At 66.2% G+C, this 12,498-nt stretch carries 8 protein-coding genes and 4 pseudogenes; 7 read left to right on the forward strand and 5 right to left on the reverse strand.

Annotated elements, in window-relative coordinates; genetic code table 11:
• Positions 1-216, forward strand: a pseudogene (locus V5B39_RS19515) (IS4/IS5 family transposase); the annotation flags it as partial.
• Between the two features lie 169 nt (positions 217-385).
• Here V5B39_RS19515 and V5B39_RS22305 read toward each other — a convergent pair.
• A pseudogene (locus tag V5B39_RS22305) lies at positions 386-1,864 on the reverse strand (transposase).
• A gap of 321 nt (positions 1,865-2,185) precedes the next feature.
• Here V5B39_RS22305 and V5B39_RS19535 point away from each other — a divergent pair.
• From V5B39_RS19535 to V5B39_RS19545, 4 genes and pseudogenes are all read left to right on the forward strand, one after another.
• Positions 2,186-2,593 (forward strand): hypothetical protein, encoded by a 408-nt coding sequence (locus tag V5B39_RS19535; protein WP_332344519.1) that lies wholly within the window; start codon positions 2,186-2,188, stop codon positions 2,591-2,593.
• 50 nt (positions 2,594-2,643) lie between these two features.
• A complete protein-coding gene (locus tag V5B39_RS19540; protein WP_332344520.1) occupies positions 2,644-3,381 on the forward strand; it encodes a helix-turn-helix transcriptional regulator in 738 nt (245 codons plus the stop codon).
• A gap of 666 nt (positions 3,382-4,047) precedes the next feature.
• Positions 4,048-4,626, forward strand: a pseudogene (locus tag V5B39_RS22310) (prolyl oligopeptidase family serine peptidase); the annotation flags it as partial.
• A gap of 88 nt (positions 4,627-4,714) precedes the next feature.
• Positions 4,715-6,118, forward strand: coding sequence for a prolyl oligopeptidase family serine peptidase (locus V5B39_RS19545; RefSeq protein WP_332344521.1), 1,404 nt, complete (start codon positions 4,715-4,717; stop codon positions 6,116-6,118).
• 132 nt (positions 6,119-6,250) lie between these two features.
• Here the strand turns inward: V5B39_RS19545 and V5B39_RS19550 are convergent, their stop codons facing one another.
• The 4 genes and pseudogenes from V5B39_RS19550 to V5B39_RS19575 form a co-directional block, all read right to left on the reverse strand.
• Positions 6,251-7,558: a hypothetical protein gene (locus tag V5B39_RS19550; RefSeq protein ID WP_332344522.1), complete on the reverse strand. Its 1,308-nt coding sequence runs from the start codon at positions 7,556-7,558 to the stop codon at positions 6,251-6,253.
• Positions 7,555-7,938 (reverse strand): hypothetical protein, encoded by a 384-nt coding sequence (locus V5B39_RS19555; protein WP_332344523.1) that lies wholly within the window; start codon positions 7,936-7,938, stop codon positions 7,555-7,557. Before V5B39_RS19555 ends, V5B39_RS19550 begins: the two co-directional genes overlap by 4 nt.
• Positions 7,939-8,224: 286 nt before the next feature.
• Positions 8,225-9,703 (reverse strand): annotated as a pseudogene (locus tag V5B39_RS22315) (transposase).
• 19 nt (positions 9,704-9,722) lie between these two features.
• Positions 9,723-10,034 carry a LysR family transcriptional regulator gene (locus tag V5B39_RS19575; RefSeq protein ID WP_332344525.1) on the reverse strand — a complete coding sequence of 104 codons (312 nt, stop codon included), beginning with the start codon at positions 10,032-10,034 and terminating at the stop codon, positions 9,723-9,725.
• 300 nt (positions 10,035-10,334) lie between these two features.
• Between V5B39_RS19575 and V5B39_RS19580 the strand changes: the two genes are divergently transcribed.
• Together V5B39_RS19580 and V5B39_RS19585 are read left to right on the forward strand one after the other, a co-directional pair.
• The gene (locus V5B39_RS19580) at positions 10,335-10,703 is read left to right on the forward strand and encodes a hypothetical protein (protein ID WP_332344526.1); all 369 of its coding nucleotides are present in this window, start codon (positions 10,335-10,337) and stop codon (positions 10,701-10,703) included.
• Between the two features lie 91 nt (positions 10,704-10,794).
• Complete coding sequence (locus V5B39_RS19585) at positions 10,795-11,766, forward strand: PEP-CTERM sorting domain-containing protein (protein WP_332344527.1); 972 nt, start codon at positions 10,795-10,797, stop codon at positions 11,764-11,766.
• Positions 11,767-12,498: the final 732 nt, after the last annotated feature.

A 12,498-nucleotide genomic window follows, 5' to 3' on the forward strand; every position in this document is an offset into this window, starting at 1 on the left:
ATGGCCATTCCGGACGAGACGTGGGGCGTCGTGGCCGAACTGACTGTCGTCGAATTCGCTGCCCTCTTGAAAGAGTGGGCGGGCTACGCCCGACTGGCGGCCTACAAGAAGCCCCCCCGTGGCCCCAAGAAGCCCCACCCACCCCGCGAAAGGTGCGGCAAGATCAAGCATGTAGCCACCTCTCGCCTTCTACTCGTCAGGCGGCCCGCAGGCTGAGAAAAACACCCGCAAAGGGTTGGTCCCAGGAACCCATGAAAAGGCATCCGAATCCCGCCTCGCTTAGCGCCAGGGGCCATCCGCCGGGCCGGTCCGGCCGGGCGGATGGCCCCTGGCACGAGTCGTGCCACGACGGGCGATGGCAGCTCGTCTTGCTTCCATCCCGCACCTACCAGGCGATACGCTGGTCGAATTCGTATTCCGGCGCCGATTGAGCCTGTGGGTCGTCCTCGCCCAGGGTGACGCCCTGCATCTCCCAGAGCGGCGGCGCACGGGCGGGCATCAGGCGTGGCGGCGAGGTCGGTTCGCCGATAGGGGTCAAGATGTCGCGCACGGCACTCGGGTCAATGATGAAGGCGATGATTCGCCTCTCGCCGCCACAGCGTGGGCAGACGAGCGGAAAGACCTCATGGATCCGCGCGAGCAGCAGCGCCCAGGCGTAGCGGGCCGCGCGACGCAGGAGCGCTTCCTCTGCCGGCTCCTCGCTGTCGGACGACGCGCCTGGGGCGGTGATTTGCGCCGCGATTGGCTCAGTCCCCGTCTCAGTCGCTGTGATCAGCGGCGCGGTCGGACGCTCTGGCACGCCGGCAAGCGCGGTGACCTGTGCGCGCAGCGGCGCGTTGGGTGCCAGTACCCCGTAGTACCGATGCCGATGTCGGCGCGGCGGCGGAATCAGCGCCGCCAGACGCTCGAACCGTTCGAGCGACGTCAGCAGAACGCTGACGCTGCCGCCGGGACCTGGCTTGACGCTCTCCTAGACCAGGTGATCGGCGTCGACTTCACGCAAGCGCTCCAGCGCGAAGGCCGGTCGAGCGCAGTCGCGCAGCAGACGTTCCAGGCCCGGGCGGTCGGTGCCGTCGATGCGCACGCTGGCGTCGAGGGAGAAGCCACCCCCGTGCTCCCAACTCGCCATCGCCTCGGCGTCTTCCGGCTCGAGCACACCGCGCCGGGTCAGCGCGCGCAGCAGACGGCGGCGGACCTTGGCCTGCACTTCGTTGAGCAACTTCTGGTCGGGGACACCGCTTTCGTGAAAGGTCGCCGCTCCTGAAGCGTTCGCCTCGAAGACGCCCTCGATGACGAGGCAGTGGAAGTGCTCATGCGGATTGAGCAGCGCGCCAAAGCGGGGTAGATGAAGGCCACCGCCCCGATGCGGGAATCGGAACCCGCCGCCGGGCAGGCGCGGCACAAGGCTTGTTCCACGACGCTCAGGAAGATGCGCAGCGCCAGCGTCTCGATCGCCGGATCATATTCGAGGGGAAAAACGCAGCCGCTTGGGAACCGACAGCACCCACTGGCGGACCGGCAACCGCGGAAGAACGTGGTCGGCCAGATGGGCAGCGGTTTCGACCATTCGCCGGGTGTTGCAAGCGGGACAGACACCACGACCTTTGCATGACCAGGCGATGAGAAAATCGCGACCGCACTCGGCACACCGGGCGCGGGCAAAGCCATGCGCGAGAATCCCGCATTCGAGATAGCGGCGGAACTCGCGTTCGGCATGGGCTCGGCCGGAAGCGCCCTGGCGGCTGTCGCAGGAGAGTTCGAGCCAGGTGGCGAGGTGCGTCTGCACGGTGCGATAGAGCACGGTACGCTCGGGCCGGCGACGGCGATAGACGGCAGTGCGAGCAGAGGCACAGGCGGCAGACACGGGGATACGGGCCAGGCATTGAGGCCATAACTGTACGCGCCAACAGTTATGACCTCAATGCCTGCCGGCTGCGGGACGCGCGCCCTGGTCATGGGCGCAAACCTGATCCACAGGCGAGTATGGCAAACCGGAAGTCCTGGAGTTGAGCGGGGAAACCCCAGTCGCGGTGTTGCCGGGGGTTTACAAAGGCCGGCACGATCGTGACACGCCGCACGCGTAGAGCATCAATGGATGCTAAAAGCGTTGAATTCGGCCCCTCGGAAAAAGAAAAGTCAGTCTGGGTCATTACTGGATGGACAACCCCAATAAGCATGCGGCCTGGTGAACCAGGTCTTTGCCTGGGTGGACGAGCTGCGCGAACGTGTTCGCCGTGTTGCGCGCACGATCGCGGCAAAGTCGCCGTTGGCGATTCGTGGTAGCAAGGAGATGCTGAACTATGCGCGTGACCATAGCGTCGCCGACGGTCTGAACTACGTTGCCACCTGGAACGCAGCGATGTTGCTGTCCGCCGATTTCGAAGAGGCGATGGCTGCGCAGGGGGAGCGGCGGCCACCAAAGTTCCTCGACGGAGGCGGCAGACGCCACAGCGCTTTCGCCCGTGGACCGCGGCTTGGCGCCAGAGCCGCTGGCAGACCAGGGCGAGGGGCGCTCGCTTTTTCCTACGTAATTGTCGAAATTCTTTACACCGTTTGGCTACCGACAGCCGTCGCCGTTCTTCGTGTCGAGTAAGCCAATGACTTGATTAGCAATACTTTGTCTGGCACGGATCTGGCTTTCGCGTGGGCCAACAACCCGTTGCTGTCCTCGGCGTACACCGGCAACGCCACGAGCGTGATTTCTGCGCGGAAGACCTCGCGATTCTCGACTGCATCGGCCCACACCTGGCGCGGGCGATCACCCTGCGGCGCCAGTTGAGCGACTCCGCACAGCAGGCGGAGACAGGCATCCTGGTGTTTGGCGCCACCGGCAAGGCCCTTTACGTCAACGCCGTAGCCCGCCGCTTTCTCGGCACAACGCCACCGCAAGCACTTCTTGCGGCGCTACCGGCACAGGGTTCCGGGATCATCAAACTGGCGTCACAATGCTTTCGCCTCAGCCGGATGCCGTGGGCGACGGCAAGCCTGTTGCGCCGCTTCGCGATGGAGGAAGCCGCGGCCGATCCGATCGATGGTGCGCCGGCAGACGAAGGCCCGGTAGAACGCTGGTCTGCGGCGACGCGACAGCACGCGGGGGCGATCATTGTCGTCGTTGAGCCGTTTCGCCAGCGACTTGATCTGCTCCGCCGGCTGGCACACTACGGTCTGTCGCCCCGCCAGTGTGAAATCGCGGTGTGGGCGCTGCGGGGCCTGGTCAATGGCGAGATCGCCCGCCAGACCAGCATTGGCGAGCAAACGGTCAAGGACCATTTTCAGGAGATCTATTGCCGCGTTGGTGTTCGCAGCCGAACGGGTCTGCTGGCAAAGGTGCTGGGAACAAGCAGCGCGATGCCGACCGAGAGAGGCGAGAGACGCCCATAGCGGGCAGTACGCAGAATCTGCGTGACGCCCACTTTCATTCCATATGCGCGCGCCCACGTGACAGATCATTGATCCGTTCCGGGGTGATGCCACAAACAGCGGCAGCTTCGGCTTTGCTTCCGGTGCGCACAGCCCACCCGTACCCACCCTGCCGACCATGGTATCCTTCGAGCCAGCATCTGTGGCCACTTAGTCACCAACGCGCACTCACGGGAGGAGAATCGGGTGGTAGGGGTAGTCCTGCTTGGTGTCAGTCAAGCGCCACGTTCGTTTCGACGGCGTCCGATCGCTTAGCTGGTATGGCAAGGATCGCGACCGCCGACCCGACCTGTGCGCGAACACGACTGGTGCTGATGTGCCCGGCGGTGGCGCTGCTCCTCGGTACGCTCTTACTGTCATCTGCCAGGGCCGCGACGACCGGCGACGTGTTCGTTTCGTATTCCGCCGAAGGCGTCCCCAGCTATGCCAGTCAGCGCCTGGATGCGAGCTATCGGCTGTTCATCCGCGGCGAGACGGTCCCCGAGGGTCGCAGCAAGGCTTCCAGGAAGGCGACAGGCGACACCCCGCAAGCCGGCAAAGCGCAATTGGCGCCGCTGATCGAACATTACGCACGCCTCCACGACGTGACGCCGGCCCTCGTCGCGGCGGTGGTGAGCGTGGAAAGTGATGCACGGCGTTTCCGTGCCCGACCCCTACCGCAACCTGGAACGGCTGGACGACCCGCAGACACGCGCCTGGCTGGACGCGCAAGGGGCGCATGCCGCCGCGCAGCTGGCGCGCATCGACGGCCGCAACGAGCTGGCCGCGCGCATCCGGGAACTCTCGGGGGCCGCGGGCGACATCGTGCGCAACGTGGTGCGGCTGCCGGGCCAGCGCGTCCTGTTCCTGCGGCGCAAGGCCGGCGAGAACCAGTTCAAGCTGGTGCTGCGCGAAGGCACCAGCGGCGGCGAACGCCTGCTGGTGGACCCGGAGGCACTGGCGCGCGAACAGGGCGTGCCGCACGCGATCAACTACTTCGTGCCGTCCTGGGACGGCCGCACGCTGGCCTACGGCATCTCGGCCGGCGGCTCGGAGAACGCCTCGCCGCACCTGATGGACATCGCCAGCGGCAAGGCCTTGCGTGCGCCGATCCCGCGCGTGCGCCAGCCCTCGCCGAGCTGGAGCCCCGACAGCCGCTACCTGGCGTTCAACCAGCTGCGTGAACTGCCACCGGGCGCGCCCGAGACCGAGACCTATCTCGACAGCACCGTCCTGCGGCTCGACCGCCGCCGCCCGCAGGACGCGCCGCGCGCCGCGCGCCGTCTTCGGACCCCTGGCCAACCCGGAACTGGGGTTGCAGCGGCTGGACGTGGGCGAGCTGGTGTTCGCACCCGGCAGCCCGTGGATGGTGGCCCGCACCACCGACACCACGGTGCCCGAAGGCCACCTGTTCGTGGCACCGGCCAAGGCCCTGGGTGCGGCGGCGATCCGCTGGCGGCGCGTGGCCGGCCCGGCCGACAAGATCACGCGGCTGCACCTGCACGGCGCGCGGCTGCTGGTGCGCAGCTATGCCGGTGCGCCGCGCGGCCGCGTGCTGTCGCTGGCGCTGCCGCGCGGGCGGCTGGCCGACGCCCGCGTCCTGGTGCCGGAGCCGGTGCGCGGCGTGCTGCAGAACTTCCGCCCCGCCGGCCGCGTGGTCGATGCCGAGATCCGCGAAGGCTTCAACACCCGCGTGTGGCGCTTCGCACCCGGCACCGCACCCGGCACCGACCTGGCACCGGACCTGCCCGGCTCCACCTTCATCGTGACCGACCTGGACCCGGCGCGGCTGGAAGCCTGGCTGTCCACCAGCAGCTGGACCGACACCTCGCGCATCCTGGCCGCGGCCCCGGGCGCGCCGCTGCGCGACACCGGGCTGCGCCGCAACCCGTTGCCCGAGGGCACGCCGCCGCTCGAGGTGAGCGAGGTGATGGTGCCCAGCCACGACGGCGTGCAGGTGCCGCTGGCCATCGTGCACCGGCGCGGCTTCGTGCGCGACGGCCGCAACCCGACGCTGCTGGTGGGCTACGGCGCCTACGGCTTCTCGTTCGGCGCCTTCTTCGACCCGCAGCGCGTGGCCTGGCTCGAGCGCGGCGGCGTGCTGGCCTACGTGAACGTGCGCGGCAGCGGCGCCTTCGGCGACGCCTGGCACCGCGCCGGCTTCAAGGGCACCAAGCCCAACACCTGGAAGGACGGCATCGCGGCGGCGCGCCATCTGGTGGATCAGGGCTACGCGTCGCCCGCCACGCTGGGCATCTGGGGCACCAGCGCCGGCGGCATCTTCGCCGGCCGCGCGATGACCAGCGCGCCCGAGCTGTTCGCCGCCGCCATCCTCGACGTCGGCGTGCTCGACGCGGTGCGCGCCGAGGAGTCGGCCAACGGCATCACCAACATCTCCGAGTTCGGCTCGGTGCGCAACGCCGACGAGTTCCCGGCCGTGCTGGAGATGAGCACCTACCACCACATCAAGCCCGGCACGGCCTACCCGGCGGTGCTGCTGGTGCACGGCCTGAACGACCCGCGCGTGGACAGCTGGCACAGCGCCAAGGCGGCGGCCGCGCTGCAGGCCGCCAGCAGCAGCGGCCGCCCGGTCCTGCTGCGGCTGGACGCGCAGGCCGGTCACGGCGTGGGCAGCACCGCGGCCCAGGGCTTCGGCAAGCTGGCCGACGTCTACGCCTTCCTGCTGTGGCAGTTCGGGAGACTGGGCGCCGCGCCCTGAGCCGAGGCAGGCCGAGCGTTTGACGGTTGCTGTATGCCGGCAATGCGGCGGAGAGCCGGCCTTCGCCGGCTGCTCATCGGCGGCCCAAGGCTTGTATCCGTCCCCAACAACTCGTCACTGGTCGGGGCGCGGCTACCAGCGGTCCTCAAGTTCAAGCTTGGGCTCCCAAGCCTCCCACAGCGTCTTCGCGACGACCAGCGCTGGCGGGGCCACAGCCCTGCCATAGTCAAGCAGAGCGTTGCAGAAGGCAACCCAGCTCTTAAGAAGATGCCCAACCAGGACCACAGCCGTGGTCAGATCGCCACCGGCTCCGCCGTCTCGCCGCTCAGCCAGCGTCGAGGCAAGACTAGACCAAGATCGCAATCGGACGACGAGCGTCGACGCTTGAAAGGCTGCAGGCATCCGATCCGGTGAGCCCGCTTCGGCAACGCTTCGGTTCAGGTTCTCAAACACGAGAAGGCCGACGAAAAAGCAGAGTCCGCTTGCTGCCCATAGAAGCTCCTGGCTTTGCCCTTCCCGGACCTCTGACCCAAGTCCAATCTCATCGTTCCACAGAGCCCCCATGGCCGCCAAGTCTGCGGCCAATTCCTCCTCACTCGCGGACGCGAACGCGATGCCCCGTCGCTTGAACAGGATGTGCGCCGCCTCGTGGCCCACGGTAAAGGCCTTTGCGATATACGCCAGCGTATTCCCAAGGTCGACCGGATGCGAAGGCGCGGTCTGGTGAGCGACAAAGGGCTGAAGAGCGGGGATCTGCGCGCACAGTTCTTGGACGATCCCGGCTTCCAGCTTGTGGGGGACCGGAGGGCGCAGCTTTCCCGCAATTGCTCTGCCGATGAGGCCGTTCCAGTACGGATGCGCCGGGGACCAGTCGATCGAGTCCTCATTGACTTCGGCGGCTTTGGCGCAAGCGTCACCGAGCGACGTTGCCGAATCAAGTCCGACGCACTTGATCCATGCTTCAAACACCAACTGCAGCAAGTCGTCCCAGACGAACGGCACCTTGATCCACCCGCACCGGGAGTCCGGGTGGTCGAAGGCCATAGGCTCCGCTCGGGAACCGTTGACGGACCACCCGTGCGTCTGGCGAACAACAATGCGCTCGAAGTGAGCCGGATGGCGTTGATCAGGCTCTGTGTCGATCCACATTCCGAGCAGCGCGCTGAACAACGCGTACTGATAGACGGGCTCGGGAGTGAAGTCGTAGGCATTGCGGCAGGCCGCCCATCCGTACTTGATGTCGACCCCTCGATCTACAGCCGCACGCCGAAGACGCTCGATGCCCACCAGTTGCTTCGCGAAATTGGCATCGTTCCAACTGGCGCCTGCAAGCGTTGAGCGGACCTTGGCGTCGGCGACGTTCTTGTCGAGACCGTGGGCCAGTTTGTACCAGGACAGGCGAATCTCGTCCGCCTCGGCCCGCTCCGACTCAGAGGTCAAAGCTTCCCTGCGCAGATCGCGAAGATGCCGCACTGGGCAATTAGCACGCCCAACTGCACAACATCAATGTCGTGGAACTGGGCCGCCACCAGTTTGCCGGTCACGGCGAACGCGAGGCTCAAGGCCGCATCAGTCGTCGGCGATGCCAGCACCTTCAGACGATCATCACCGCACAGGATGCTTCGGAGTTCGCCGAGGCGTTCTTCGACATGTTCCTTGACCCGCTGCAGCGGGTCCCGCCCCGCAGCCCCGGACCCATAGACCTTGCCGTACTCGAGCCAGCGAGCCTCTAGGGTGAGTTCCTGGCCAACTAAGGCCTTAACCCGTTCGATCTGGGCGGGGGAGAGACTGTCGGCGTATGGGATGGTCCCGAGGTCCATATCGATGACTCCGATCTGCGGTGCTCCAAAGGATAGGAAAAAGGATAGGAAATCCAACGGCACCATCGAAGGATAGGAAATCCAACGGCACCATCGAGAGTATATGAGCCTTCATCAAGGGGCGTCAATCTCGGATTAGATCCCAGGAACCCATGAAAAGGCATCCGAATGCCGCCTCGCTTAGCGCCAGGGGCCATCCGCCGGGCCGGTCCGGCCGGGCGGATGGCCCCTGGCACGAGTCGTGCCACGACGGGCGATGGCAGCTCGTCTTGCTTCCATCCCGCACCTACCAGGCGATACGCTGGTCGAATTCGTATTCCGGCGCCGATTGAGCCTGTGGGTCGTCCTCGCCCAGGGTGACGCCCTGCATCTCCCAGAGCGGCGGCGCACGGGCGGGCATCAGGCGTGGCGGCGAGGTCGGTTCGCCGATAGGGGTCAAGATGTCGCGCACGGCACTCGGGTCAATGATGAAGGCGATGATTCGCCTCTCGCCGCCACAGCGTGGGCAGACGAGCGGAAAGACCTCATGGATCCGCGCGAGCAGCAGCGCCCAGGCGTAGCGGGCCGCGCGACGCAGGAGCGCTTCCTCTGCCGGCTCCTCGCTGTCGGACGACGCGCCTGGGGCGGTGATTTGCGCCGCGATTGGCTCAGTCCCCGTCTCAGTCGCTGTGATCAGCGGCGCGGTCGGACGCTCTGGCACGCCGGCAAGCGCGGTGACCTGTGCGCGCAGCGGCGCGTTGGGTGCCAGTACCCCGTAGTACCGATGCCGATGTCGGCGCGGCGGCGGAATCAGCGCCGCCAGACGCTCGAACCGTTCGAGCGACGTCAGCAGAACGCTGACGCTGCCGCCGGGACCTGGCTTGACGCTCTCCTAGACCAGGTGATCGGCGTCGACTTCACGCAAGCGCTCCAGCGCGAAGGCCGGTCGAGCGCAGTCGCGCAGCAGACGTTCCAGGCCCGGGCGGTCGGTGCCGTCGATGCGCACGCTGGCGTCGAGGGAGAAGCCACCCCCGTGCTCCCAACTCGCCATCGCCTCGGCGTCTTCCGGCTCGAGCACACCGCGCCGGGTCAGCGCGCGCAGCAGACGGCGGCGGACCTTGGCCTGCACTTCGTTGAGCAACTTCTGGTCGGGGACACCGCTTTCGTGAAAGGTCGCCGCTCCTGAAGCGTTCGCCTCGAAGACGCCCTCGATGACGAGGCAGTGGAAGTGCTCATGCGGATTGAGCAGCGCGCCAAAGCGGGGTAGATGAAGGCCACCGCCCCGATGCGGGAATCGGAACCCGCCGCCGGGCAGGCGCGGCACAAGGCTTGTTCCACGACGCTCAGGAAGATGCGCAGCGCCAGCGTCTCGATCGCCGGATCATATTCGAGGGGAAAAACGCAGCCGCTTGGGAACCGACAGCACCCACTGGCGGACCGGCAACCGCGGAAGAACGTGGTCGGCCAGATGGGCAGCGGTTTCGACCATTCGCCGGGTGTTGCAAGCGGGACAGACACCACGACCTTTGCATGACCAGGCGATGAGAAAATCGCGACCGCACTCGGCACACCGGGCGCGGGCAAAGCCATGCGCGAGAATCCCGCATTCGAGATAGCGGCGGAACTCGCGTTCGGCATGGGCTCGGCCGGAAGCGCCCTGGCGGCTGTCGCAGGAGAGTTCGAGCCAGGTGGCGAGGTGCGTCTGCACGGTGCGATAGAGCACGGTACGCTCGGGCCGGCGACGGCGATAGACGGCAGTGCGAGCAGGCTCACAGGCGGTAGCCATGGCGATTCGGGTTGAGCGCTCAAGATGTCGATAAGCGACGCCCAGCGACCTTGCCGACGCCGTGGCGCAGGCAATCCAGTCCTTCGCGCACATGCGGGAGCAGATCGCCGCCGTGCGAGGTGAGGCTGACCAGATGGCCAACGCGCAGCAGCAGGGAAACGCCGAGCCGGGACTCGAGTTGCGCGATGCGGTGGCTGACGGCACTCTGGGTAACGGACAATTCGTCCGCTGCCTTCGAGAAGCTGGCGTGACGGGCAACCGCCTCGAAGGCCAGCAGGCCGCTCAGCGCCGGTAGTCGAACGTTCTCTCGCGGTTTCCTGGTCTCGGCCATGGCATGTCGGATTCTCGATTGGCGGGCCGGTCACTTTATCACCGACCGACTCGACGTCGCAGGCGCTGTGCGCCCTTCCGTGTTCATCTGCATCGGTCCGTCATGGCGGCTGGCCGACGGCGTAGCGGCGAGTGCCGGTCACGACCATTCGTGCACTGGAGCCGTCGGCCAGTCGATGACAGAACGCGGGCCTGAGCGGAGTTCATGAAATCTCCACATGAACGCGATGAAAAGACCTCGCTCCACGCCGCTCATGCCAGGTTCAGGATGCCCTCCTGACCGAACCCGAAGGAGACTGGCATGGAGCAGCGAAACGAAATCCCCCGCAGCGGGCTGATCCTCCTGGGGCTGGGGGTCGGCGGTCTGCTGCTGGCGATCGCCCTGACCGACCAGAAGCGCACGGTGGGCTTCGACGCGGACCGCTCGCTGGTGGCGAGCTGCGCTCCGGGCAGTGCCGCGGTGTTCACCAACGGCGAACGCCAGGCAGTGTTCGTGCAGAAACCCGATGGTCGGGTGGCCGCCCAGCCGGTGTTCCGCAGCGAAGTGATCAGCGGTATCGCGTGCGATTCGCGACGTGGCGAGATCGTCGTTACCACGGCGCACGGAGAAGAACGCGTCGCCGTCGCCGCGGCCAGTGCGGACCGCCGGAAACAGCGGTCGGCGCCGTAAGCGGATCAGGCAGTACCGCCGGTACGCCGCATGCCGTTGGCCTGCTGCGAGGTTGACGACATTCGGCGCGGGCGATAGACTGGACGCTGGTATGGGATTTGCTCGCCGCCAGTGGAGCGTGGATCATCCCGATCGCTCGGCTTGTTCTTCTGTCTTGGAGGTCTCCATGATGCATCAGTCGTTGCGTGTATTCCGCGTATTGTTTCTCGCCGCCGTGGCGGCGTTTTTTCCCTCGGCGCACGCCGCTTGGGGGGACGTCAGCTACGACCCGACCCCCGCCTTGATCGATGAGGACAAGTCTGCCCAGTTCGATGCGTTCGGTGTCCTCGTGGATGCCGTCGTCCGCTCCATCGGCGGCACGTCGGCTCGTCAGGACTTCGAAAGTGGTTTCATCAACGCTCAGGTGCTCACCGATTGGGTGAGTCTGGGCGCCAACCGGGTGCGCTTTGGTTTTGGCGACAGCTTGGCGCGAATTGACTGGCGTGGCCGAATCGGCCAGATCGATCCCGGCGCCACAGCGTTCGGGCTATTCCATCCGCACGGCACCTACGGCAATGCGCCGGGCGTGGCCGGCGACCCGCGCAACTTTATTGCCGACCACTACTTCCTGACCGCCGATGCCGTTCCGGGTGAAGCGAACCCCTATTTCGTGATGCAGTTCGAGCGGCCGATCGTCTTTGTCGCGCTGTCGGTCAGCGACTACACCAGTGGCGTCGGCGGCAGCCGCCGTTTCGACCTGCTGGTTGGCGACGACCTGGCAAGCGCCGTGGCCCTGCCGGAATACGGTCACAGGCGGGAGTTCACCTTTCCGTCGGAGGAACTCATCGACGGGGGTTTCTTCCACGTGGTCGGCAACGGCAAAGGGGTATGGTCGCCCAGCGTTTCCAACCGCTATCCCCGCTTCAATTTCGCCGTCCTGCGTCTCGATCCGGCCGACGCAACGGTCGGTTTCGACAACCTGATAGTGATCAATGCGGTCCCTCAGCCAGGCGCCCTGGCGCTGCTGCTTGCCGGACTTGGGGCGTTGGCCGCGACCTGGCGTCGGCCACCGGCAAGGACATAGACCGAGTCGCACGCGCGGTGGCAACGCTGCCGTTGGTGGCGGCGCGTCACGCCGTGTTCGCCGGGCCGACCGCCACTTCCCGGAGGGTCGAGGTTCCCCTTGCGGAGGGGGCGTAACGACCGTCGGTGACCTGTCACAGGGTGCTGTCGGGGCGTCATTCGAGGCCTGTTCCTGCACCTTCGGATGCCAATTCCTCGATTGACCGGTGTTGTCAGCGCCACATATACTCGGGGTGGTTCTCATGCAGCCCTCGTGTCTGACCTCGACGTCGACATGGCGCTGGCGCCGTGAAGCGGTGCGTACGATTCGAGCCCTTGCCGGGTTCGCCGATTTTCCGGCGGGGGGCGACGAGATGTCCTGGGGGGATGCGCGCTCGGCGAGACCACGGGCGCGATGGCTACCGGTGAGCTTGACGCAATAGAGGACGCGTCTTGGGTTCCGGGCGAGTGGAGGCTCATGGCCGTGATACCGATTTGCGTCAAGACGCCGAAGGGCATCGAGGAGATCGAGAAACGTACGTACCGCTAAGGATAGGAAATCCAACGGCACCATCGAGAGTATATGAGCCTTCATCAAGGGGCGTCAATCTCCGATTAGGTCCCAGGAACCAGCCCTTTGCGGGTGCCCCGAACTTACTCAGGGCTCGGTGTCTGAATTCTGACGTGAAAGTCAGAAGGAGACGATCGTGATCCTGAGTGAGGTGTTGGAACGATTTACCAAACGGGCGCCGAT

The organism is Accumulibacter sp. (genome assembly GCF_036625275.1).
In the GTDB taxonomy this organism is placed as follows: Bacteria; Pseudomonadota; Gammaproteobacteria; order Burkholderiales; family Rhodocyclaceae; genus Accumulibacter.